The following is a 25,934-nucleotide window of genomic DNA, read 5'->3' as shown; positions in this document are numbered from 1 at the left end:
GCTAGACAAAGAGATAAAAGAATTGCAGGAGAAATTACTCAGTGGTGAGTTGTCAGAAGAAGAGTTTGCAAGGGTGTTCGAACGTCTACAAGCATTGACGAATCTAAAATTCAAGTTACAAATGGCAGTTACCGGATGGATTGTTACAATGTTTGCAGAGATGTTTGGAGTTGAGCTAGCAGCTATAGTAGAGGCATCTACAGAAGAAGATAAAAAAGCAGAAAAAACATCATTAAAGGAAGAAAATAAAGAAGTTTATGGAAACGTAGAAATCAAGGTAGATGAAAGAGAAAAACCTAAAGTCCCAGTTTCCCTTTTTGAAGTTTCACCCGGATTTGTAAGACCAGTCCCTCTGAGCAGACCAGAACTAGATCTTTTATCAAATTCTCTGAAAGGTCTGATGCCTCCTATGTTTAAGGAGGTTAATGAGAATCTTGAGGTAAAAGAAGCAAAACCAAAAGTGGAAGAAGAGAAAAAAGCGAAGCCGGAGGCACCGAAGGTAGCTGTGTGTCCATCGAAAGTTCCGGAGAAGAAGCCTGTGGCAAGTGGAATAAAAATTTATTCTTCTAAAGGTTTAGAAAAGAATATTAATTTCGAAAAATGTGATACGAATACTAGTGTTAATGGAAGAGGCACCACGTCTACCAATAAATGTGGTACTACTAATGATTTTAAGGAAAAGGAACTCAAGCCTACTAATGAGCAAAATTTTGATGGGAAAGAATCTAAGTCTCCTGATAAGCAGAAAACGGATGACTCTTACGCTAAGCTTGCAAAAAAAGTTGCTGAAAGGAACGCTCGAAGATCGTCAGCTAATATTAAGCACGATTATCCAATTGATAATTGGCAAGCTCCATCAGAAACTAATAATAATGGAAAGTCTAGTGCTGCAAGTGATGCTCAACCACCAAAAAGATTGACTAATGATGTAAAAGTTGAGAAATGTGTAGAAGGTCCATCAGTAGGGAAGACATAATCATGAAAATACCAGTGTCTGGGCACTGGGATGACACCCGTAACCTTGTCATTCCAGTGCGTGACACTGGAATCCAGGGGGCATATAGATAGATGTCGACAGTTCGTCATTCCGCTACGTGTTAGCGAAATCTAGAAAACTTAAGTTTTATGAAAAAAGAGTGAATAAAGTTTTATGCTAAAAAATATAAAAAAAGTGCTTGCACTATAATTTATTTTTAGTACATTAGTTACATAATATTTTTACTAGAGGTCAATATGCATGGTAGTAATGATAATGGTGGTAGTAATAAGTGGATTTCAGATAAAAATGTTGAGTGGATTGGGCCTGATAAGTATAAAAACTAAGGGTGGCTACGTGAAAGTAGTAAGCCTAACACACAACTGGGTAGTAGTGGTGCCACTAGTGCCGGTAGTAATAAAGATAAAGGGAAAAGCAAGTAGTGTGGTTTCTTAACAATTTTTAATAGAGGTGGTTATGGCTATAAAAGAGCTGGTTAATGCGTTTAACTTAAATAATTATGCTTGTGATAAAATCAGTACTAATTTTACTGTAGAAGGTAAAAAGATTGTTGGTTTATTTGCTAGCAGTACTAATATAGGAGAATATCTGCAAAGAATGGAAGAGAAGATAATAAAGCGGCACTGTGTTACTAGAGAGATAGCAAGTGAATTCTATAATTTTAACTATTTCCCATTTGTTCTGGGTGCTAATCCTAATAAAGAGTATTTAGATAATGGCATAGTGAAAGTAAAGCTTGCAGACTCTACAAATAATGAAGTAATTCGTAACTTGAAGGTTCATTTTACTAATGAGTTTAAGAGGGCTGTAAGATCCAAAGTGGTTACATGTCTACAAAAAGAAGTAGGGATATCTGAGGAAGAAGCATATGAATGGGTCGATGAAACTGTTGGAACAGGAGCAATAGGCATGCCTTATTTATCCTGTATAGCTTTTAGCAACGAATACCTTAAGAGGGAATATGATTTAGAGACTTTTGAATTTTTTAAGCAAGCATATATTAAAGAATTTAACTCAAGGTTAGAAAACTGTGGCATTAAGAGTTCAGACTTTTATGAATATAGAGATGATGTGTTATATATTAAAGATGTGAGTGATAAGGTAGTCAGGAGTGTGGCAGAATATGTTAAAGGGCGAGTAGCGCTTTATTTGGGAACTCCAGGCGCAGAAGATCCTAAAGTCGAAAATTTTAAAGATGTTCTTAGCGATTTTATTTTTAAATTGACAGGGAAATCAATTGATGCCTATGAGTATGATATTTTTACGGATAAAAAGAAAATAGAGAATGGTAATGATTTTGTCCTTATACCTTTAACAAAAGGATATAGTGGTCAGCTTGAATCTTTAAAGAATAAGGATGTGTACAGAATTAATATAAAATATAAAAATCTTATGAATAATATCAGAGGCAAGACTGCAAAATCAAATGTTGCCAGTGATGAACACTCATTTTATGCTATCTCTAATAAAAGAATTGCTCAGTTACTTCCTGAAATTATGCAGTCTCCAATTGCATATAATCAAATAAACGGATGTTTTGAATTTGCAGTCGATCTTGAGAATTTTAAGAGACGTGGCTCGAGTCGATCCTCCTCAACAGTAACTTCTCCTACATATGCAGAACAACCAAGAACACCTCCTGAACAAACTGGAGCTAGGTTTTTTGCATCTGAAGAAGATAGAGATAGTGGTATTGGTGAGTCACCTCCAAAACCTAAAGATTCTGTTGCACCTTCTCCAAGTGGTGGTCCAAGTTCTTACTTCACTGAATCATTGTCACCGACACAGGAGTTTCCCATACGAGGTCAGAATGTAGTATTAAAGGATTCTCCCAGGCGAGAGTCGGAAAAGTTTCCTGTGTTGCTGCCTCTGCCGTTAGGTACAACGGGTGTTCCTGGAACGAGTAAAGAATTTTCGCCATCGCCACAGCTGAATTCTACTGCAGTGAGTTATGGTATTTCAGCGCCATCTTCATCATCGCGCTTTGTAAGTTCTGCTAAAAATGTGCAAGCAGGGACTAGTCAGCCAATAGGCTTTTGGTCATCACAAAGCAGTAATTTAAAGGAGGATTGTAAAAAGATTTGTGAGGATTTTGGCGAGGCTTATGAAAAAATTGAAAGTGATTCATCACTTTCAAAGGAAGAACAAGAGTTGTTTAAAGCATTGCTTTATGTGTTTAACTTCAATAATCAGATTTTGGAATGTCATCATACTAACTTTATTGTAGAAAATGGGAAGATTGCTAGTTTAATTGATGATAGTGTTGGTGTAAAAGAATATTTACAGGCGGTGAGAGATTATACGATAAAAGAGTATTATGTCACTGAGAAAGAAGCCTGTGATCTCAATGAGTTTCCATTTAAATTTTTTTCTAATTGTAAGAAAAACCAAGGAACAACAGTTGTTGCTAATATAAGTCGTGGTGCCTTACTTAACTTAAAAGAACTTTTTATTTGGAATCATAGGGGAAAAGTAGAAATGAAAGATATCGGCATTAACATCGTCAAAAAGGCAGTGAAATCTAAAAAGGACGAATGGGTAGATTCCCAGGTGAAAGAACGTAAGGCACGCCCTCGCGAAGCAATTACAACCTGTTATCCCGATGAAAGCAAATTAGAACATATTCCAATTATAAAAGGCAAAGATAAATACTACCTTAGCCGTACTTTTGAAACTTGGGAAGTAGGGTTGTTTATGGAAGAGCGATGGCCTGCTAAAGGTACATCAGTAGCTGGAAAGGGAAGCTCCAAAGCTGAGGAGAAAACAAGTGATTATTACTCGATGTCGGAGCATACGGATCATGAAGAATTATCACTGCAGCAGCAAAATTCTTCGCAGAACACTAGAGGAAGATTGCCGAGACGTAAGTCTTCATCGCCTGAAGATGGAGGTACTCCAATAAAGTTTCCGAGAAGAGAAAGCAATAATTCACCGTCTGAAGAAGAAGGAGGTTTACCACGCTCAAATTTTTCTGATTCCGAATCCCAACTCTGCACGGAGTTCCGCGGGGCCAATTTAGGAAGGAGGTAAGAGACTTTTTTGAAGGTAATTTAAATTTAATCTAATCTACTGTTCTAAGCCACCCAAGTGTTTTATTGTGGTTGGGGCCAAAGCCCTGACCCTGGGGATGCTGTCGGTGATTTTTCTTTTCCATTGCAGATGTTGCACCGTACTATCCACTTGATCATCGTGGCGAGTTTCTGGGAACATTAAAATCTCATACTCAAAATCATTGAGCCATACCGTTTGCTGTGGCAGAAAAACCCTGCCAGACTCTATCATCGGAACAATTTGATAAAATCGAGTGAGTTTGTCATTGTGTGGCACAATTTCAATAATGGGTAGATCGCTATTTGCCTTTAGCTCTTGTATTAATTGTTGACCACTCGTTTTTGCTTCAATCAAAATTGCATGTAGTGCCCATCTTGCAGCTAGTGACAGAACTTGCTCTTTAAGCTTTGGATACTCAAGCTTTGCTTGATATACATCAAGTAGATAGAATTTATTATCTATTTTTGCCCAGGTGGTGCAGACGCTAAAGTCGCTGGAATCGTTTGTTGAAACTGCAGTGTCCCAGCTTTGAGTTACATGTGAGAGATTATCAGGGAAATTTTTATAGCGCTTTAGCCACTCTTGTTTAATTATACCGCTTGAAAGCGGCAGGGGGTTTTATTGATATTGAGCAGCAAAAGCGTAACTCCCGAGTTCAACTTTTATCATCTCAACTTCTTCTCTTCCTTCCTCCAGGGGATATAATAACTCATTCTCTTCTCTTGAGTATAATACTCTTGCAAGTATAGTATTTCCTAAAGTAAATGATAAAGGTATAATAAAGTATTTGAGTTATAATGGCATATAGTGTGGATTTAAGGGAAAAGGCAGTATTGATGATAGAAAAAGGTAAGACAAAGGTTGAGGTAGCAGAGCTTATGGAGATAGGAATAGCAACTCTGTACCGTTGGTTAAAAAAGAAAGCTGCTGGTGAAAGCCTCAAGCCATCTAAAAACGGTAGCTTTATTCGAAAAATAGACCCCAAAATACTCGAAGAATATGTTACAAAGAATCCAGATCATACTCTGGCAGAGATGAAACAAAATCTTGGATTTGGAATAAACTCAATTTGGTATAGACTAAAACAGCTAAAAATTACTTTAAAAAAAAGTCACACTATATCAAGAGCGCAATCAAGAAGATAGGGAGCAATTTATTGATAAAATCTCAAAAATAGACCATTCCAGCATCTTATATATAGATGAAGCAGGAGTTGATAATAAGTTATACCGAGAATATGGACGCGCTCCAAGAGGAAAGAAAATTTATGCAGATATTCCAGGGAGAACTCGAGAGAGAATCAGTATAGTAGCCGGGTGGATTGGAAAGAGATTTATTGCACCAATGACTTTCAAAGGTGGGTGTGACAAAGAGGTATTCAATACATGGTTGGAGAAGATGTTATTACCTAAATTGCCACTTGGCACAACTATAGTTATGGATAATGCTACATTTCATAAGACCACTAAAACAAAATCATTAATAGAGTCTTTTGGCTGTCATTTGCTGTATCTTCCAACATATTCACCAGATTTGAATCCTATAGAATACTGTTGGCATACCATCAAAAGCCGCCTCAGACCTCTCATGTATAAATATACAGACTTACAGCTTTTGGTTGGTAATACCATAATGGAACTTTATCATCCATTTTAGAAAATACTATAGAATCCAGATTGTTTAGACTGGATCCTATGGTCAAGCCATAGGATGACAAAAGAGTAAACTTTACCTGTGTGAGCTATAGATCCCAGTGTTAGCTACTTTCATGATAAGAAATAAAGCACTGATTTTGTACATTAACCATGCTTTTAAATAGATACCTTATTCTTGGCAACTTTAAACTCAACAACAGACACAAACAGACAATTTCTCAAAAACTTTTACAAGAGATTTTGTTAAATGCTCTATCATTTCATTTGTATGGTAAGGCGTAGGAGTAATACGGAAGCGCTCAGTCCCCTTTGAAACTGTTGGGTAATTTATATGTTGTACATATATTCCATACTCATCAAATAACAATTTTGATGCTTTTTTGGACAACTCAGGATCGCCAATTATGATTGGAATTATATGAGTTTCTGTTTGCATAAAATTCACTCCTGCGTTTCTCAGTGAGTCTTTTACCTTTTCAACAGACTGCTTTTGCTTCTCTCTTTCAACATTGCTCGATTTTAAATGCTCAACGCTTGCCTTTGCTGCTGCTGCTAAAACGGGTGACATAGCAGTAGTAAAAATAAATCCTGGGGCTGAACTTCTTATTACATCCACCAAGCTCTTTGAAGACGCTATATATCCACCCATCACTCCAAAAGCCTTTGATAATGTACCCTGAATAACAGTTATTCTATCCATCAAACCTTCTCTTTCTGCAATTCCGCCACCGCGCGGTCCATACATGCCAACTGCGTGTACCTCATCCAAATAGGTAATTGCATTATACTGATCTGCTAGATCACATATCGCTTCAAGGGGTGCTACATCACCATCCATTGAGTATACAGATTCAAGCGCTATTATTTTCGGTGTTTTTATATCTATAGATCTTAGCAATTGCTCTAAGTGATCAGTGTCATTATGCCTAAATATGTGCTTCGGTCTTTTGCCTGACTTTATACCTTCTATCATTGAAGAGTGATTTTTCTCATCTGAAAAAATTACCACACCCGGAATAACAGACGATAAAGTACTAAGTGTAGTTTGGTTGGCAAGATAGCCACAAGCAAAAGTTAAAGCAGCTTCTTTTTGATGCAAGTCAGCCAAAGACTTCTCGAGCTCAACAACTTCCTTTGTTGTACCTGATATATTTCTTGTTCCTCCAGCACCAACAGATGAATTTTGAATAGCAGCAATGACACTATCGTTTTGTGACATTCCCAGATAATTATTACTGCACCAGACAATAACCTCTCTATTTCTTTCATAATCCATAATATAGGGAAGTTTGCCAGGTAATGACGCAAAATGCGTGAATTCACGATAGCGCCCTTCTTCTTTTATATCTTTGATTTTATTTAAGAATATTTTTTCGTAGTCTACCAAGTTTTTATCTATTAACAATCAATATAATTATAATAAATTATTAAATGATAGACTACTATATTTATTACTTAGACTGACATTCTTCTGTCTGCATAACCTTTTTGACCTGATTATCCTCAACTAAGCTTTTAGGCCTATAGCAGTACGTAATTGTAGCTGCAATAAGACAACAAACTGCAACTGCTATTCCTATTGCTAACATTTCCAAGTAAACTGCAACAGCTGCTCCTAAGGCAATACCAGTTATTGCAAGCGCAGAAGCAGCTACGACATACTTTTTTGTGTTTTGTGAATTTTTTTTGAGGCCACTTTTGCTGCTTTGCTCATTAATTCTTGGCAATTCTGTTTTTGGCTGTCCATTTCCGTTAGCAACTTGTTCTACATGTCCAGTAGGTTGATTAACGTTAACACCATTATTAACATCTTCAATTGCAATCGAAAGAAATTCATCTTCATCATCACTTGTTAATTCTATTCTTGAAGTACAAGGAACAGGATTACTAGAAACATTACCATTAGCTGTTGCTTCAGCTTCCACTGTGTCAATTACAGATATTCTTGTTTCATGACCTTCTTCACTAATTTTTTCAAATGGAGAATTACTATTAGAGTCTGAGGAAGTTCCGGCAGAGCAATCACTTTTATTACCTTTAAGTTTAGAAAAATCATCATCTTCAGAACTCGACGATGCTAAATTTGATTTACTTCCTTCAAGCTCCAATACAGGGACTTCTTGTCTACTTACAGTAGTTTCTACATCATTGCTCATTGATAATATGGCAATATTATCGAGTTCTTTTTTAAGCAACTCTTTAATTTTTTTGAGCTTTTTTCTAAATGCTGTACTTTGTTGCTTAACTCTCGTCTCATTAGCTTTCTTGAAAGCTTCATTCATGATAGGTGCTACATTATTGCCCTCTTGCTTTGCCTGCTCTACTAAAGACCTTACTTTTTTACAATCAAAACTAGAGATAGCATCAAACAACATTTCCCTTACGGTTTTTATATTTTGATCACTACTATGCATTTTACCCCTCCTATAATTATTATTATCTATAGTTTCTTCTATTGAAACCTTTTTATTATTCATAATATCTTCTTCTTTATTAACAATACTCCTTTGTGGCTGTTGATTATCAATATTTTTGGATTCTGGATCTTTTTTAATATTTAAATGCAAAGGTGTTCTATCATCTAAACCTTCAAGAAATTTTGTGATTTTTGATTCACTAGAAGATTTTTCCCTGTTTTCTTCCCTTACCAAATATAAACTTTTCGTTCCTACCAGATCTAAAGCTGTTTTGCCATCTCTATCTTTAATGTTCCAATCAGCTCCCTTGTTTACAAGTAATTTTACTATTTCAAATTTATCATGGTAAGCAGCCCAATGTAAAGCTGTTCTGCCATGCCTCTCATCTTGAACATCAACATTAGCACCATTTTTAATAAGTAAGCCAATTAATTCTAAATTATTACGTGCCACAGCCCAATGCAAAGGTGCATGCCCTGAATTGTCTATACTATTAATATCAGCAATTTTATGATTAATAATAGTCTTTGCTACATCTATAAAATCTTGTTGTATAGCATAGTGCAAAAATTTTTCTGACATATCAGAAACTCTAGACCTGGCTTCAGTATCTTTAAATTTATCTAATACCGCTTTCACGCATTCTTGATTACGAATAGACAACGCCCTTCGAAGTTTTTCACATATGCTATGCCAAGGTAGAATAGTACTTCGATTTTTTTCCAAATCTTCTAATAAAAGCTTAGTATAGCGCTGTCCACCAACACCAATAAGTAGCCTATCGAGCCCTTCATCTTGCGTAAATAATATACTTTTATGCGTTTCTGCATACCTTTCCACAAGTGTGTCATCAGCTGCAATGGCTAGTAGTGAAAGCTCTTTTACTGAATAATTATAATAACCATTTGTTTCATCATAGCTATTATTCAACAGCACATTGTGCATATGATCAGTCAAATTAAGCTGTTGAGAGCAAAAATCCTTCAAATTACCACAATTCAAATCAGTAATAAATCTATCGCTTTCCTCTATATTATTTATAGTTTTATCTAAACCTGTGTAATCACCATAATTTTTTGCTTTATTTATAACGTCTATTAATCCATCAAAGGTTAAATTTTTAGGGATAATGGTAAATTCTTCTTCATTATGCCTTGGTTCTATATTAACCTGATCTTGAGGCCAAAATAACTCTGTTGCTACAACTGCTGTCACTTCTGCAACACCTACCAATACATTCGCAACATTACCTAAAATGCCTGGATCAGTAACTACTTTGTTTGCTACTTCACTACCATCAGATGAACTCTCAGTAATAGACAAGTCTTCAGCAGCAAATGACTTAGGTCCTTCATTCATATTTTTCTCAAGAGTCTCTGTAATTCTATTATCCTCATCTTCGAAATGCCTATTTATTTCATCTAACAAACTTTTGCCATCAGCTTTGTAATTCTCTAATTGTTCAGGAATGGCAAGTGTTACTTTGCCGTTTTCATACTCTACCTTACTATCTCGAAACTTAAGGGTGAACTCTAAAATAGCATCAACCCTGCATATTTCCTTATTCGTATCAAGTTCTCTAACAGGCATACTTGGACAATACTGAATATTGAGAGAACCTTGGCTATTATATACAATACTTATCTTTCTATCGTTGGCATGAGGCAAGCTTAGTTTATGCTTAGAGAATATAGGGGAGAGCTGCATTAACAAAGAGCCATCATACCCAGCCTGATTGCAACTAGTAATTAATTCTTCTAATAGATTATCATTTGGAATTTCTGCTTTAGCATGTTCAAACATTTTTGTAAAAACATGTTTTGCGATTTGGCGTTGGTCATTTTGATTACATTTATCACGAAGCTGGCTAACAAAATTCTTGTCTATAACTTGACCATTAATTACAAAATCCATCCTGGGTAGGTCTTTGTAAGCTTGCTTGCCAGAATTTGCATCCCTATTATTCTCACTTGCCTTTACTTGACTTAGCAGAGATTTTGTTAGTTGAAACTGTAACGTAATTGGTACACTAGGTTCAACATCAGAACCCCTCACATCAGCTTCTTCTTGACTCTCATTACTTGAATCTCCAGAGTAGCGACGCTCCTTAATTTCTTCTCGCCCTAAAATTTCAAACTCCTCTCCATTGCCTGAATCTCCAGAATGGCGACGCTCCCTTTCTTCTGCAGTATCTACTGCTGGCGGCATGAGCCCACCAAGTAAATTCCAACCACCCATGATTTACCCCCTAACTATTAGCTAAGTTAATTATAGCATTAAACAGAAATTTTGCCAAGCAAATTATTGAGTCTTTTAGCAAACAGACTTACGTCTTCCATCTCTTCACCTTCTACTATACAAGCTTGATAGAACAATAAGTAAATCATATCTCCAAGTGTTGGATTTTCACCATTTCCAGCGTGAGATTCCATTATGTTTCTTATCAAAGGATGCTTAATGTTAATTTCAAGTACTTTTGGCGTGCGGTAATTTAGCTGCTTCTGTTCACGTAAAAAACGCTCCATACGAAGATCCATAGCTCCTTCATCAACTGCTAAACACACAGGACTATCGGTTAATTTCTTAGAGATCTTTACACTTTTTACTAAGCTTCCAAGAACCTTGGTGAAGTATTCGAGTATAGAATCCGCGTTTTCTTCGCTTTTGTTTTCATCTGATTTATTTTCTTCATCTTTCTTACCTTCTTCTGAAGAGAATTTTTCTAAATCAACATCAGCACGAGTTACAGATTTAAATTTTTGATCTTTATATTCATGAATCACGCTAGTCCAGAAATCATCAACTGGATCAACAAATAGAAGCACTTCCAATCCTTTGCTGACGAATCCTTCAAGTTGTGGACTGTTTTTTACTGAATCGAGACTATTTCCTGTGAGATAATAGATATGTTCCTGTTCAGGCTTCATTCTGCTTATATAATCATCAATACTAACTAGCTTATCATCACTGGTGCTATGAAATCTGCAAATGGAAAGCAACGCTTCTCTTTCATCAGTTGGCATAGCTTCGCAAAGACCTTCTTTTAACACCGCACCAAAATTGCCCCAGAATTTTGTGTATTCCTCTAAATTATCTTTTGCTTTTTTGCCAAGCTCTGATACCGCGCGTTTAGTTAGGGATTTCCTAATCTGCTCAACAACGCGATTATTCTGCAGTGTTTCTCTGCTGATGTTGAGAGGCAAATCTGGTGAATCAACCACACCTTTCAAGAAACGCAGGTATTGTGGTATAATTTGTACATTATCTTCAGTAATAAATACTTTATTGACATATAACTTTACAGAGCAGCGTCTATCTGGATGAAACAAATCATAAGGCTTGATAGAAGGAATATAAAGCAAATTCGTATATTCTATTGCACCTTCATTTTTATTATGCAGTATCATCCAAGGCTCACCACCTACATGCGCAACACCACGGAAGAAGTCGTTGTGCTCTTCTTGAGTAACGTCATTTTTTGGCTTAGTCCAAATTGCAGCTTTGCTGTTTAATTTTTCACTTTTTCCCTCTTCATTTACAAACTCAACGGGAAAATTTATGTGGTCAGAGTAAGTAGTAACAATGTTTTCAATACGAAATTTGTCTAAAAATTCGCTTTCTTCAGGACGCATGATGAGCGTAATTTTTGTGCCACGAGAGATTTGACCATCTAACTTGCTGATTGAATATTCTCCATCTCCTTTAGATTTCCATACCCAAGACTCTTCTTCTCCTGCTTTTCTTGATTCTACTATAACTTCTGAGGCAACCATGAAGCTTGAATAAAAACCAACACCAAATTTTCCAATCAGTTCTACAGCTTGGTTTGAATCTTTATTATTCTTAATTGCATCCAAGAATTTTTGCGTACCAGAACTTGCAATCGTACCAAGATTATCTATTAAATCCTGTCTGTTCATTCCAATTCCATTGTCGGTTATATACAGCTCATTCTTATCTTTACTGGAGCTAATAGTAATCTTCAACTCATCACTTGAATCTAATAAATCAGCATTTAATTGTGATTCATAACGCAATTTATCACATGCATCTGATGCATTTGATATTAACTCACGCAAGAAAATATCCTTATTGGTATAAAGTGAATGAATTACTATATTTAGTACTTTGCCTACTTCAGCGTCAAATTTTAAACTTTCAGTTTCTTGTATGTTGTGCATTTTGAGCTCCATTATTAGCCTGCTATTCTAATAATTTAAGTATTGCACAGCGATCTTTCAAGGTCATATATGCTAAAATTTATGTGAGCCAATTTGTCATGCAAGCTGAAATGATAAGAAGAGGGTTCTGTTCTACAATTCTCTTTATTCTTAGAATAAGATATCTCTTATTTGCTTCAAAGATTTGTGAGTCTTTGATTCTTTTTCTTTAAAAGTAGTCTCAAGAGAAGTTTTAAGCTTTTCCCATTCTTCCTGACCGTTTAGAATCAAGCGCTCTCAATCTTCTCCAGTGCTTTTTGAGGTGATGAATATAATTCCTCATACAAATCAGTGTTTACTGACTGTAGTATTACTAGAAATGTAAATAAATTTGGATCAACTTTCACATAGTTTAAAAAACATAGCTTTATTTTCTTTACGCAGTACTGTATTGCTTTTAATGATAATGAGAAGCTTTCTGCGTAAAATATAAAGCTATCTATTATTAAACTCTTTGATTTTTTCGGTAATTCAACACTTTCAAATAGCTTTCTTATAAACCTCTCTGTTGGCTCTTTTGGTAAATGCAAAGAGAGATCAGTAAAAGATTTTAGGCTGAAATTTGGTCCAAGTATTGTGCTGATTGCTCTTTGCACGTTACTTTTATCTTGACTAACAGAGATAATGAAAACCAGTCCCTCAACATCAAGCATGTACTTTATGGATTCTAAAAAATCGACAATGAATTTAGGGCGACATATATCAAGATCATCCACCATTATATAAATGTTTTTGTCTTTCCTGATTTTATTAACCACATCTGCTAGTTGTATTTTAAAATCTCTAATGTTCTCTTTTCTCCTTTGGAGAAGATTTAACTCACCCAAGACAAAACCAATATCTTTCTTATCAGCCTCTTTTGCAGCATCGAGAAATACTGAAAGCATAGCAAGTGGAGATTTACTGATTAGCTTTCCTAATGTATTGAGAGAAAATAGTTCTTGGTTTATGTTTTTGAACTGCTGTATAACACTCCTTTTTACTTTGTATGATGCGAATAGATCCTCAAACAGGAAATGCAAAAAAGAAGGCAATGGTTGATCTAGCGCACTAATATCCCATGCGCTGTAATAAGCTGCAATTTCATTTTGCTGCTCTAGATCCTTTACCCATTCTTTCAAAAAAAATGTCTTACCCCACTTATCATATCCTTCTAAGGATACGATCGAAAAAAACTGATTAATTGTCTTAATTATATTACTAAATCTACTTGCAACTTGTTTATAGCCTAAGCAATCATTCTCCCAAGTTGTTACCTTAGGCAATTGCTCCTCTTCTTTTTTTTTAAATGTTATTAGCGATATAAGTTTTTTTAAGCACATACCTTCTTTTGTATTTACTCATACTCTTGTCTTGAAGTAAGTGCTATCTTCAGCGTTCCTTCATCTAGGTAGTCGATTTCTCCACCTATCGGCATGCCGCAAGCAAGGCGCGATATTTTGACATTCAAGTTTTTTAGCAATTCAATTATATATTGTGCAGTAACTTGGCCTTCTAATGTCGGATTGATTGCAATAATGACCTCTTCAATTTTAAATTCTGTAACTCTTTTGGGAATGTTATCAAGATTCAGTTCTTTTGGACCTATACCATTTATTGCTGATAGCCTTCCACCCAAAACATGATACATACCTGAATATATATTTCCTTTTTCAAATGCCCATAGATCACCCAATTCTTCTACTACACACATTAACTTGGTGTCACGCTTTGGGTTAGTACAAATAGAACACGGCGATTTAGTATCTAGGTTTCCACAAATCTTACACTCTATTATAAGATCTGCTAACTCTCTAATCAAAGATGCAAGTGGTAGCATGACCCTCTCTTTGTTCTGGAGCAAATGTATAACTAACCTCCTTGATGATGATGGCCCTAAACTTGGCAATTTAGAAAAAGCATGAACTAAATTCCTTATATTAATGTTCATTCAGTAAATTCAAGATAGTTCAAAAATGATAACATCAAACCTTTCGTAAAGAAAGTAGTAAGTCTTTATCTTGCTTAGCTATAGAAAAATTTTTCCACTTTTCTCAGAAGTTGTCTTGAAAAAAGTAATGTAATCACAATCTACTGTAACTTAAGTCTGACTCAGGTGTAACTGAAATTATCTCAGACATTTGAGTATTTGTTCTAGTATTTCTTTTTTGAAAATGACGCAATTTATTTTTCAACATATTTCTTTCTTCTACATAACTGTCTGACTCTTTATTCAAACTAGAATTTTTTTCTTCATACTTGGAAAGTATTGTATCGATCAAATAATTAAAAAATAATATTAGACCTGTAGTGTTGGCAAGCAATGCAAGAGAATAATATAACATATCTTCACTCACTTCTTCATTTATTATGTCATGGGAATTTCTATACATTCTAAAACAAGAGCCGAAGGCTGCTAAGCATACACAAGTAAGTTTTGTTTTGTTTAGGACGCACTTAATTCGTGCTAGTTTTTTATTATTATCTTCTAATTTTATACGCAACTCACTAATTTTACTACTATAGTGCTGAATAAACAATTCTATTGCCTCTTTGTTATTAGCATAATTATATGCTTTGTAAGATTCCTTATCTATGAGTTCAGTATCTATATCCTTTGATTTGAGAAGCTCTTTGATTGCTTCATTTTTGTTAAGAAGCATAGCTTCGTGTAGAGGTGTGTACTCATTTTCAACATCTTTTCTTCTGTTAATATTTTCACGAGTTAAGTAGTTAAAAAGAGCTGAAATGCATTCTGAATTATTGCTTTCAATAGCCAGAGTAATTGCATCTTTTCCATCCTTGTTATTAGTATTAATAACTTTGAAAAGCGGCTTTTCATTCTCTTGCTTACGTTCAAAATATTTGCGTTTGTAAAACTCACTTGAACAGTATGGTTCCTTAAGAATACACAAAAGTTTTTCTACAAAACAAGTACGATTTCTTTTTATAGCTACATGTAAAGGTGTGTCATGATTCTCCTCGTCTTGCAACAATAAGACATCATACAAATAACCCTCTTTATATAAAAAATTAATCTCTTGATCAAAAGAGATATCTTCTTCTCCTTTACAGATATTTAGTAGCCGTAACCCTATACTTTCTGTAGTACTGTAATCAATTGCAGAGCTACGTTGCACTTTAGATTGATAAAGGGTTACGTCCATACTATTCCTACCTTTAAACAACCCAGCTATACCTCTAAATATTCCAGCTATACCTGATTCACTCCGAGCAGCACAAGGCGTTTTATCTTGAATGTGAATCTCAACATTTTCATTAGAAAAAAGTTCTAAAACATGCGAGCTGCCTCTTCTACTGGAAAAAGGCGCCTCATTCTTTTTATCTTTAGCTTTAACACTATTTTCTAGCTTTTCATTCGAAGCACTTATAGGGTTAGCTAAACAATCAAAATCCTTATTTTTAGATACAAAGTCTTCTGATTGAAAATTTGCTGCAGCGTTCATTTCACCTTTCATATTTCTTTTTTTACAGAAGTTGCATTTCAGGTAGGGTATCTCATCTTTAAAATTTTTCAACTCTATTTAAATTTTTTTAAAATAGTTTTTGATAAAAATACTTATGAAACTAACTTCTGTGTTAATTTTTTAGAAGATTTTATAGCTAAAAAATTACTTCCGCATATTTTAAATCTGATTACAATTACAGTTAGAGATATTTATTGAGCTCAAAAATCTATCTCCGTCTGCAGACTTTTTTATTAAACTCATTAAAAAATGTAGCGTATCCTCTTCAGAGCATATCTGTCGTATGTTCACTGCATTTTTTCTAATCTTTTTTATACAGGGGGATCTTATGTTCAGAATTCCAGATACTTGACCTTTAATTTAGCTAATAAAAACCAACTGGTACCTGCGGTTTTTATAGCTACGTTTTCTCAAATAAGTTTTAAATGAATAGATTTCTTGCATAATCAGATGTCATCCCGGTGCTTGACACTGGATCCAATAAGAAAAATGCGCTGGAACTTTCGAATTCCAGTTATGCAAGAAATCTAATGTTAAAAAACTCACAGTTATCCTAGTACTGCTTTATTATCTGCAGTCTTTTCATGCTCGACAGAAGAGAATTGAGAATTAACAGCTTCTTCTATTGATTTAGCCTGTTTATAGTCTTGACTTAGGAAATATATAGCCACTCCAACTGCTATTCCAGCAACAAGAGCAGATACTGCGAGTGCGCATAATATAATAGTCATTGAAGGGACTAAAGCACCACCAACACCGAGTCCAATGCCAAGAAAAACGCCAGGTATAATGCCAATCAAACTATTACATCTAGCACTTTCTTTTTTCGATTTAGCTTGATCTTTCATAGATTTAATGAGTGCTTCTCTTGTTTTTTCTTCTTAAGCTAAATCTAATGGCATTTTGTCTCCTTTATTCCTTATCAAAGGATTTGCACCATATTTCAAAAGGGCTTCTATTGCATCAGTGTTATTGCTTATAACAGCTTGGTGTAATAATGTATTTCCACTTTGATCTCGAAAATTGATCAATTTGTAGAAATACTGGGGAGTAACAAATCTATTCACCGCTTCATCTAAAATCCTCATCACGTTTTGGAACGATAATTTCTCTTTTTTCTCAGATATTGCACTATCGTGTGCAATGCAGTGTTGCAAAATAAGATGCACCATCTTTTTTCTTACATCTACAATATCCTCTGTAAATAAAACTGATTTAAATAATTCCTTGTCAATAGTTATTTCGATATCCTTATTAAGGAATTCCTTCAATTCTGTAATTTTTTCGTTATGCCTTATCCCTTTCCTACAGACGATTTCAAGTAAAGTAGTCATATTATTTACCCATTCTAATTATATCAATAATATAATAAATTCTAATAAAAGTCAAATTTTTAATTAAAGAATTAATAGAACTTATTAGCAATAAATGTCAAATAAATTCAAATAACATTAAAAAAAACTCACAGGATCAACATCTATTGTTATTGCAATGTTTGAACTCAAGTTACAGCAATGTTTCAGCTTTTTCTTTATAAATGGACTATGTTTATTGTATATCTTGAGTAACACTCTGTATCGATATTTATTATTTAAAAAATTTATTGCTGCTGGTGATGGGCCAAAAATTTCAAGTTCTCTCAGCGTCAAGTGCTGAAAGGTAGTTGAACATTGATTATGTAAAAAGCTTGTTAACTCACTTGCTGCTTTCTGCGTGGCAAATTGATCCTTACCGCAAACTATAAGCGCTATTAGTCTACTAAATGGGGGCATTTTAGCTTTGCGTCTTGACTCAAGTTCAATTTCATAAAACAAATCCCTTTTTTGCTGCTGCAATGCTTTTATTATCAAACTTTCAGGATTATTAGTTTGCACTATTACCGTTCCTTTTTCGTTGAACCTCCCAGATCTACCCGCAACTTGATGCAATAATTGATACGTCTTTTCTGCTGCCCTGAGGTCAGAATTTTCAAGGCCTAAATCTGCGTTTATCACTCCAACCAAAGTTAACTTAGGGAAATTATGCCCTTTAGCAATCACTTGTGTACCGATTATAATATTCACTTCTTCTTTGAGCACTGAGTCAATTACGCTACCAAGCGACTTCTGGTCGCTGCTAATAATCGCAGTCTTTGCGTTTGGTATTAATTTTACTATTTCTTCAAGTAACCTCTCAATTCCTATACCACAAAGGGATAATGACTGCTGACTTTGACAATTAGAACACTTTTCTGGAAGTTTTAATTGATAAGAACAGTGATGGCATAAAAGGACATTCTTTTTCTTGTGATACGTAAGCCAAACAGCGCAATTTGAGCAGGAAATTTTGTATCCACACTTTTTACAAACTACAAGTTGTGCATACCCACGGCGGTTTAGAAAGAGCATAACTTGCTGTTTTTTCTCTATGGTTTGTTTTATGCCTTCGAAAAGCTCATTGGAAATCCATTGTTTGTTGTTTCTCATATCTACCACTTTAATTAGTGGCAGTTCTGCACCACCGAATCTTTTAGTTAGCTTTACATGGTTGTAATTCCCTTTTTTAACATGATAAATTGTTTCAAGCAGCGGAGTAGCGGATGATAAAATAATCGGAATATTTTTGAGCTTGGCTAAGATAATGGCCATATCTCGAGCATTATATATAATCCCCTGTTCTTGTTTAAAGGATGAGTCATGCTCTTCATCGACGATAATTAATTTTAGGTTTTTATAAGGCAAAAAAAGCGCTGACCGTGCTCCAATAATTATCTGCGCACTTCCATTTGCAATACTGAGCCAATTATTTCGGCGAGCTTTTGGAGTAAGTCCTGAATGCCACTCAGCTATATTGCCAGATGTCTGACTGCGAACACGATTTACCAATTGTGAAGTTAGAACAATTTCTGGCAGAAGGATAAGGACTTGTGCATTACCCTCTTCTGGTGTCATTCCAGTGTGTAACCTTTTGGTGTTTGAACATTTGCAGGTAGTTTTAGTAGTAGATGATGTCATTCCAGTGCTTGACACTGGAATCCAGTCTTTATCGTACAACTGCTTAGTGTACTGATTTGAAATTAAGTTCCAGTGTCGGGGCACTGGGATGACATCCTTTTTGGTAAAAATTACTCTTATATTGTAACATTCGTCTAGTTGTGTATTGAACGCTGGAATGACATAACGTTTATTTTTGAAAGTAAATTGCATAGCAAATGGTGTCATTCCAGTGCTTGGCAAAGGCAGTATGCTAAGTGTTACAGTGGGTTTTACCTTAAATATAAGGGTGTCATTCCAGTGTTTATCCAGGAATTTTGATTCTAAATTTGGTATTGATTTTAAATTAAAATAAATGTTTGTGATGAGATTATATGAAAAACTGGATCCCAGTGTCGGGGCACTGGGATGACAAGAGAAGAGAGCATTGGAATTGCAAAAAAAGTAGGCGCTGTGATGACAGGAGAAGGAGGTACAGGAAAAGGAAACACCGGAGTGACACCTTTTTGGTAGACAATGTTCGTAAATACTATGATTCTTAATTAACTGTGCAATCACAGAGAGATAAACTTCTGTTTTTCCAGACCCGGTTTCACCGTCAAGTAAAGTTACTGAATACTCATTCAAATTACTTATTATTTTATCTCGAGCTGCTTGCTGCTCAGGGCTTAATTGGTAATCTATTTCACTTATTTCTTGCTTTTGCTTAGTGCAAACTAACTTATCTATTTGATTTACCTTTAATACTCCTCCCATTATCACTTTGGCAAGCATACCAATAGGTATTACATTATATTGCGCAACCCACTCTGCAAATTCGATCAGTTTTGGTCTGATGCTCGGCAAATCGATCTTTTGCTCAATAAATTTTAATTCTCGATCGCTTTTGCTACTTTCTCTCCAAACTATTCCAATCAAACGCTTTCTGCCAAACGGCACCACTACGTAATCTCCAATTGAAACTTCAGTATCTTCCTCAACTGCATATGAAAATAACTGATCAATTGGAAGCGGTAGTAATACGTCAACTGCTTTCTTCATAGTACCTTAAGTTTAGCACCGTTTTGAAAATATTAGTTTTGATTTTTGTGGGTTAAACTGGTATAATGTTATACTAAATTAATTTGATTGGGGGAGTGAGTATGATTCCAGAAACACGTAAAGAGGCATTCAAAGTATTAGGATTGTCAGAGAGTGCAAGCACAGAAGAGATTAAGAAGGCATATCGCGAGCTTGCATTGAAATGGCATCCCGACAAATGGTCAGATAAAAGCCAAGAAGAGCAAAAGACAGCAACAGAAAAGTTTAAAGAAATATTAGTAGCATATAAAATATCAATAGGCGAGATAACTGAAGAATTCATTAGCCAACAGCCTAATGATGATTGGGTTGATGAGTGTATGGGAGGCATTTTTGGATCACACTTAAATTATATAGAAATTGATTTATTCACTGTTCTTGCAGGTAGATTTTTGAAAGAAGCGGAGTTATTATTACCAAAAATTACAAATCCTAATATAAAGATTCAACCTGGTAATGTTGGTATTAAGGGCAAAGCACCATTACATTATATTGTGCAAAATGCTTGTGATAAGCCTAACAGTGGTTGGGAAGTACTTCTTGAGAAATTTTTATCATCAAATAATGATACAGGAACAGGTGTAGCCATAAATTCGATGCTCTCACAGAAAGAATTTGTAGATGTTAATATTGGCGATCAAATAGGTACTACCCCTCTTCACGTGGCTTCAAAGTACGGTCGTATGGACTTGATACAAGTTCTTTTAAAATATGGAGCAGATGTGAATAAGCTGGATAAATTGTCATGCAGTCCATTATATCAAGCTGCTAGTGGTAACCATGTTCAAGCTGTAAAACTGCTTTTAGAGCACAAGGCTAAAATTAGTAATGGTGAGAGGTTTCTTAATTATGGTACAATTCTTTATGACCTTGCTAAAGGGGAATATAGTGCAGAAGTGACAACAATGCTTTTAGACAGAGCTTCTACCGAGGAAAAGAATAAAGTATTTTTAGAGTCTTGTAGGATAGGCAAGGTTGAGCTTGTAAGCAAGCTACTTTCTGAATATAGAGTTAATCCTAATCTGATATCGATAGATGGGTGTGCAACTATTTTGCAAGATATATGTCAATTCAACAAACCTAATTCTGTTAACATCGCTAACCTTTTATTACAAGCAGGAGCTGAACAAACGCTAGTAGTAGGAAAGTGGCCAAGTGCATTAGAAATTGTTCAACAAGAGAAAAACAAGGAATTTATAGAATTATTTGCTCAGTATAAAAATAAAACAGGTTCACCCGTACAACACACTAATAATCATTTCCAACCAACTTTAGGACCAGAAGTGCAAAGTGCTCAGCCACCTATAACAGATAATAAGAATCATCATTCTCCACAAAAACAATTTTCAGGAATTTCTTCGAGAGAATGGACAATGGGCTTAGCATTATTGTTTGGTACTGTAGGAGCTACATTAGTTGCAATAGGAATTATACCTGAAATTACTGCTATTGGAATAATTGCAACTGCTGTGTTATTAGGAATTGCGAGTGCAGCATTAGGTGGCGTAGTAGGGTATCTTATAGACATAACAGTAAACAACTTTCATAGCGAAGCTACTATGAAAGTTGCATAACTCATCTCATTCAAATAAAACATACTTTTTCTAGGTTTCAGCGTTATACGCTGAAATCGCAGGTTGTAATCTAAGCAGAATTAACACATTTTTCATAGTACACAATTTATAATCATAAATATTAGAAATGTGAGGAAATTCTGTATGTTTAGCGATAAAATAGTCCTAGACTTTGAAATAGAAAAAGGTGACCGAATAGATCGGTGTTACTTCTCTACACGCATCAAACTTACAGATAAGAGCAAGAGTTTTCTATGTGAAAAGCTCGGTAAACCTAACAATTTAGATGATTACTTTAATCTTAATCCTGAGAATTTTTATATTTATTACAACAAATATAGTGGGCACTATGGTATAAATGAGCTGTATGTCAGAGATAATAATGGTAGATATTTAGCTACTAAACTTCCACTTGATCAGAGCGGATTTTCGATAGAGTTATCATTCGACGAGGTGAATTATGGCTTTTATCCTATGTATTCAATCTATAACCCCACTCAATATGACAAAAAGCAGGAAAAGAGCTTTGAAGATAATGGTGAATTGCAGCCGTTTGTGTCAATTGTATTGGATTACTTTCTAAATGGCTTAACCATTCAAGATATGTTTTTGCAAATACAAAATGAGCTTGTTGAAAAAGAAATAAAATTAGAAGAAGACAGAAGAAAAGCAGAGAAAGAATTAAGTCAAAAGAATGAAAAGTTAAGAGAACTCATAGAAAATGATGAGATTAAAGTACTTAAAGTAATAAAAGGCCATAGTATTGGGAATGGACGTTCAGCGGCAATTTTGCAGCTTGATGGTGATCTTGATGCAAGTAAGTACTACATAGCAGAGTATGAAGGCAATGAATACTTACATTGCACGAGCTCTGGTTATGACATACTGCTTGACCAGAGCGATTTATTTTTTGTTCTCAATAGCAGCTCTTATCTTGAACTTGAAAGCGGTTTCTACTCAATACCTGCTGGCAACTATGCTAAATATCTCGATACTAAGAATCTGCTTTTTCGCGATGATCAACTATCTAAGCAGTTGTGTAAAAACAAGGTAAAGGCTGAATCTACAGTTAACGCATTTTTCTCAAGACTTATTTATAGTGAAAATTTTTAAGAGGTGAATATGAAATTTAAAACAAATTCTGAATATGATAAATCACAAACTTTGATTAAAAAATTATTTCCAAATAAAGAAAGTATAGTAATAAACGATCAGCTTACAATAGAAGTAAAATATGGGGGATTAGCTAGTTATACTCCTGAGTATATAAAACAAACTGTAAAAGATGCTTACGGAGCCTGGTCTGATAATTTCTATTCACAAAAAAGCGTTCATTCTGGTCCAGTAAAATTGCAGCTTTATGTGCTGAAAAATTACGATGATTACAAAGCTCACATCAAGGAACTTTCAGGTGGTAAGGACCATAGAGAATTATGGGGTGGTGGAACGGTCAGAGCACACGAAGCTGACGGCACGATAGCAAAGACTTTTATTGTTGGAGATGTAAATGGTTTACTTTGCGCAAAATCTAAAATTTTAATGGAGAAAATGAGCGATGCATTTCTTGAGTACTCTACCGGTAATATGGATACAGTACCTGAAGTTTTACGTACCGGTATGAAGCTTTTCATGTGGAGCTATTATGCAGCTAAAAAAGAAAGCACTCGCGATATGCATTATACAAAAGAAGCATACAATAAAATGCATGAATCTGGGCATGATACACCATATAAAATAGCAAGTATGTCTAACGACTATAGAATATCAGATTGCTTAGTGACATTCCTACAAGAAAAACATCCTCAATTCATAAAGCAATTGCTTACTGAAATGTCCTTCGATAGAGTACAAGCGATATCAAAATTCAAACATCTTTTGAATAACTCAGAAGTTGAAAAAGAATTTAAGCAGTGGATGGATGTAAAAAGTGGCGATAAAATTGTGGCAGATCTTGTGCCAGATAGTGAAGTTATGACTTTTGGCGAACACAAGCTTCAAATAAATATAAAATATGATGATGAGGAATTAACTCAGAGCAAATTGAGTAGTGTAAAAAATGCCATCGAGAGTACTATAAAAGATTTTGATTCAGCATTTGGCATTAATAATTCTCAGCCTTGGCACAACATACCAAATAAAGTTAATGTTTTCGTATTTAATACAAAGAGTGACTACGAAAATTATCTTAAGGAGTTGAACTTTAGCTATAAAGGCGCTTCTGGCTTAACAGTTCAAGGGCGTGGCTCAGAAATTCATGTTTATTTTTATCTACAAGACCAATTTGATGACTCGTGTAAAACTTTGAAACACGAATTGGGACACGCCTTAACTATCATTAATTCCTATTATGGTACAGGTAATGTTTTGTCTAAAGCCATGCATGAAGGGGTTGCTAACTATATGGCAAGTTTAGAAGATGGTCGGCATGTCAATGACCACGGAGATAAAGAGGCCTTGATTGCAATAAGAAATAAAGATCTCAAACCAGATGAAATATTGCGCAATAATATTTGGAGTAATAAAGGGGAACATTATCATTCGGATGCTGAACAAGTGATCAAATTTCTTGAAGATAAACACCCAGATATGATTGATAATTTGCTCAAGGGCCTTTCTACACATCGTGCAGATAGATCTCAAGGTAATAAATTATTTGAGGATTTTTTGACTGAGCTAAAAGGTTATACTCAGGAATTTAAACAGTGGGTCAAAGCTGAGCTGAGTGGTGAACAACATATGGAATATAATGTTGTTGAATCTAACAGTGTTGAAAGTTCAACAAGCCAACAAAGTGCAGGCAAGGGTCTATATGGTTATAGCCCAGTACATAATGTAAGTGGTGATAAAACCAAGATAGAAAGTGTCAGTAGAGAAGATTCTATGCAACCTGCTAAAAAAGCGAGTGAAGACGAACAAGGAAAAGCTGTTACAACAAAAGTTATGAAGTATAATAAACAGCCTTTCTTAAAGGTGAATATTGATGACAATAATGTAGAAAACACTATAGGAAAAGTAAACGAGATAAATAAGGTAACAGGTGCGACGAGTTTACATTCTGCTGCTTCATTGGGAGATTTAAGCAAAGTAGCAACGCTACTGAAACACAATTCATATATTGATACAAGAGACCATAACGGACAAACGCCACTACATTACTCTATTCAGTCAGGAAATACGGAAGTAGCAAAATATCTCATTGATAATGGTGCAAATCTTAATATCCAGGACAATCCTTATCGTCAAACTGCTAAATATGCTTATTCCAAAACACCTTTACACTATGCTATTGAATCTGGCAATACAGAGATAGTTAAATATCTAATAGATCGTGGTGCAAATCCTAATATTCAAGATGCTTATTCCGAAACGCCATTATACAGTGCTATTTATTCAGGTAATACAGAAATAGTGAAGTATCTATTAGATCATAACGCAGATCCTAACAGTAAGGGTTTTTATACTTTTCCATTGCTTGCTGCTATTAAGCTAGGGCATGCGGAAATAGTTAAGAGTTTAGTTGAGCATGGCGCAGATCTTGGTATCAAGAACACGTCAGCTCAAACACTGCTGCACTATGCAATTGAGCTAAAACATACGGAAATTGCTAAATACTTAATAGATCGTGGTATAGATGTTGATACCCGTGATATTAGCTCTGGTAAATCTCCACTACATTTTGCCATGCACATGAAAGATATGGAAGTAGTTAAATATCTCATAGAGCATAATGCGGATATTGATATTCAGAATAGCTATGGCTTAACACTTTTGCATCTTGCTGTTGATCTTGGGAATAAGAAGATGATAGAGCAGTTAGTTGAAAAAGGTGCAAACATTAATGCTCAGGATAATGATGGCTGGACACCTTTAGTTCATGCAGTGAGGAATGGGCAGTTAGATGCAGTGAAGCATCTGATAGAAAACGGTGCTGATATTAATGTTGTAGGTAAAGAAGGAGATAGATTACTTGATCATATCACGTTTTGTATGAAAGATGCAAAACTACACAAAGATGTAGCAGAAAGTAAAAAATATGACGATAACGATTCTCATTATCAAAAGCTTTCAAAAAAAGCTGCAATTTTGGAGGAGACTGGAGAGTATATGCTTAGCTACCTTAAAAAAATTACTCTGCAAGAGAACAATATAGATCAAACGCCAGCAGATCAACCTGCAAGTGAAGAAAGGAATAAAAGGTCGCTAGTAGAAGATGAAGAGAAGCAAGAGGAAATAACTGTTATAGATAATGTGAAAGAAGAATCACAACATCCTTTAAAAATCAAAGTAGGTGAAGCTATTGGAGATGGTAAATATAAGGCGGTGCTGCAAGCTCAAAATCAAGACATAGATAATTTTTATCAGAACTTAAGCAGTCAGTATACTGCTGGGAAATACAATTATAATCAAATGATAGCTCTGTATAATAAAGTTTATGTGCAAGATTCCAATCTTGATGGGAACGTTCAAAAAAGTGTGTCAAGCCGAAAAAAAAGTAATAAAT

The 25,934-nt window shown here is 35.0% G+C and carries 15 protein-coding genes and 2 pseudogenes; 7 read left to right on the top strand and 10 right to left on the bottom strand.

From position 1 onward, the window contains the following. Positions 1 to 976: gas vesicle protein GvpG (locus tag JR312_RS01830; protein WP_416647568.1), on the top strand; the 976-nt coding region annotated here is incomplete at its 5' end. 477 nt (positions 977 to 1,453) lie between these two features. Beyond that, the gene (locus JR312_RS01825) at positions 1,454 to 4,027 is read left to right on the top strand and encodes a hypothetical protein (protein WP_416647567.1); all 2,574 of its coding nucleotides are present in this window, start codon (positions 1,454 to 1,456) and stop codon (positions 4,025 to 4,027) included. Positions 4,028 to 4,063: 36 nt separating this feature from the next. Here JR312_RS01825 and terL read toward each other — a convergent pair. Next, positions 4,064 to 4,783: pseudogene (gene terL / locus JR312_RS01820) on the bottom strand (phage terminase large subunit); the annotation flags it as partial. Between the two features lie 62 nt (positions 4,784 to 4,845). Here terL and JR312_RS01815 point away from each other — a divergent pair. Further along, positions 4,846 to 5,193, top strand: a complete 348-nt coding sequence (locus tag JR312_RS01815; RefSeq protein ID WP_213864026.1) for an IS630 transposase-related protein — start codon at positions 4,846 to 4,848, stop codon at positions 5,191 to 5,193. Positions 5,194 to 5,203: 10 nt separating this feature from the next. Beyond that, on the top strand, positions 5,204 to 5,704 hold the full coding sequence (locus tag JR312_RS01810; RefSeq protein ID WP_319606738.1) for an IS630 family transposase: 501 nt from the start codon (positions 5,204 to 5,206) through the stop codon (positions 5,702 to 5,704). Positions 5,705 to 5,893: 189 nt separating this feature from the next. Here JR312_RS01810 and hemA read toward each other — a convergent pair whose 3' ends face one another. The 9 genes and pseudogenes from hemA to priA all read right to left on the bottom strand — a co-directional run bounded on the left by hemA (position 5,894) and on the right by priA (position 19,820). After that, positions 5,894 to 7,090 carry a 5-aminolevulinate synthase gene (gene hemA / locus JR312_RS01805; protein WP_177429468.1) on the bottom strand — a complete coding sequence of 399 codons (1,197 nt, stop codon included), beginning with the start codon at positions 7,088 to 7,090 and terminating at the stop codon, positions 5,894 to 5,896. A gap of 64 nt (positions 7,091 to 7,154) precedes the next feature. Further along, entirely contained in the window at positions 7,155 to 10,358 is a 3,204-nt protein-coding gene (locus tag JR312_RS01800) for an ankyrin repeat domain-containing protein (protein ID WP_416647566.1), read from the bottom strand. A gap of 38 nt (positions 10,359 to 10,396) precedes the next feature. Beyond that, positions 10,397 to 12,301 carry a molecular chaperone HtpG gene (htpG, locus tag JR312_RS01795; protein ID WP_416647565.1) on the bottom strand — a complete coding sequence of 635 codons (1,905 nt, stop codon included), beginning with the start codon at positions 12,299 to 12,301 and terminating at the stop codon, positions 10,397 to 10,399. Positions 12,302 to 12,451: 150 nt separating this feature from the next. Next, positions 12,452 to 13,662, bottom strand: a pseudogene (locus tag JR312_RS01790) (KAP family P-loop NTPase fold protein). A gap of 14 nt (positions 13,663 to 13,676) precedes the next feature. Then, complete coding sequence (gene recR, locus JR312_RS01785; RefSeq protein ID WP_416647578.1) at positions 13,677 to 14,264, bottom strand: recombination mediator RecR; 588 nt, start codon at positions 14,262 to 14,264, stop codon at positions 13,677 to 13,679. A gap of 139 nt (positions 14,265 to 14,403) precedes the next feature. Continuing rightward, positions 14,404 to 15,798 carry an ankyrin repeat domain-containing protein gene (locus tag JR312_RS01780; protein WP_416647564.1) on the bottom strand — a complete coding sequence of 465 codons (1,395 nt, stop codon included), beginning with the start codon at positions 15,796 to 15,798 and terminating at the stop codon, positions 14,404 to 14,406. A gap of 557 nt (positions 15,799 to 16,355) precedes the next feature. Continuing rightward, complete coding sequence (locus JR312_RS01775) at positions 16,356 to 16,655, bottom strand: hypothetical protein (protein WP_264330924.1); 300 nt, start codon at positions 16,653 to 16,655, stop codon at positions 16,356 to 16,358. Between the two features lie 33 nt (positions 16,656 to 16,688). After that, the gene (locus JR312_RS01770) at positions 16,689 to 17,141 is read right to left on the bottom strand and encodes an ankyrin repeat domain-containing protein (RefSeq protein ID WP_264330923.1); all 453 of its coding nucleotides are present in this window, start codon (positions 17,139 to 17,141) and stop codon (positions 16,689 to 16,691) included. 117 nt (positions 17,142 to 17,258) lie between these two features. Then, entirely contained in the window at positions 17,259 to 19,820 is a 2,562-nt protein-coding gene (gene priA / locus JR312_RS01765) for a replication restart helicase PriA (protein WP_416647563.1), read from the bottom strand. A gap of 101 nt (positions 19,821 to 19,921) precedes the next feature. Here priA and JR312_RS01760 point away from each other — a divergent pair, with 101 nt between their 5' ends. The 3 genes from JR312_RS01760 to JR312_RS01750 form a co-directional block, all read left to right on the top strand. Continuing rightward, positions 19,922 to 21,433: an ankyrin repeat domain-containing protein gene (locus JR312_RS01760; protein WP_416647562.1), complete on the top strand. Its 1,512-nt coding sequence runs from the start codon at positions 19,922 to 19,924 to the stop codon at positions 21,431 to 21,433. 144 nt (positions 21,434 to 21,577) lie between these two features. Continuing rightward, positions 21,578 to 22,546 carry a hypothetical protein gene (locus JR312_RS01755; RefSeq protein WP_416647561.1) on the top strand — a complete coding sequence of 323 codons (969 nt, stop codon included), beginning with the start codon at positions 21,578 to 21,580 and terminating at the stop codon, positions 22,544 to 22,546. Positions 22,547 to 22,555: 9 nt separating this feature from the next. Next, positions 22,556 to 25,934, top strand: a 3,379-nt coding sequence (locus JR312_RS01750) for an ankyrin repeat domain-containing protein (protein ID WP_416647560.1), incomplete at its 3' end; no start/stop codon positions are given.

Origin of the sequence: Wolbachia endosymbiont of Nasonia giraulti (genome assembly GCF_048054155.1) — a bacterium.
GTDB lineage: Bacteria > Pseudomonadota > Alphaproteobacteria > Rickettsiales > Anaplasmataceae > Wolbachia > Wolbachia pipientis_C.
This window is presented reverse-complemented; position numbering and strand designations above follow the sequence as displayed.

Bases quoted from the DNA above. Each gene is read 5' to 3' on its own strand.
- JR312_RS01755 (WP_416647561.1), top strand. From the start codon at position 21,578: ATGTTTAGCGATAAAATAGTCCTAGACTTTGAAATAGAAAAAGGTGAC.
- JR312_RS01815 (WP_213864026.1), top strand. From the start codon at position 4,846: ATGGCATATAGTGTGGATTTAAGGGAAAAGGCAGTATTGATGATAGAA.
- htpG (WP_416647565.1), bottom strand. From the start codon at position 12,301: ATGCACAACATACAAGAAACTGAAAGTTTAAAATTTGACGCTGAAGTA.
- JR312_RS01760 (WP_416647562.1), top strand. From the start codon at position 19,922: ATGATTCCAGAAACACGTAAAGAGGCATTCAAAGTATTAGGATTGTCA.
- JR312_RS01800 (WP_416647566.1), bottom strand. From the start codon at position 10,358: ATGGGTGGTTGGAATTTACTTGGTGGGCTCATGCCGCCAGCAGTAGAT.
- JR312_RS01825 (WP_416647567.1), top strand. From the start codon at position 1,454: ATGGCTATAAAAGAGCTGGTTAATGCGTTTAACTTAAATAATTATGCT.
- JR312_RS01775 (WP_264330924.1), bottom strand. From the start codon at position 16,655: ATGAAAGATCAAGCTAAATCGAAAAAAGAAAGTGCTAGATGTAATAGT.
- priA (WP_416647563.1), bottom strand. From the start codon at position 19,820: ATGAAGAAAGCAGTTGACGTATTACTACCGCTTCCAATTGATCAGTTA.
- JR312_RS01770 (WP_264330923.1), bottom strand. From the start codon at position 17,141: ATGACTACTTTACTTGAAATCGTCTGTAGGAAAGGGATAAGGCATAAC.
- JR312_RS01780 (WP_416647564.1), bottom strand. From the start codon at position 15,798: ATGAAAGGTGAAATGAACGCTGCAGCAAATTTTCAATCAGAAGACTTT.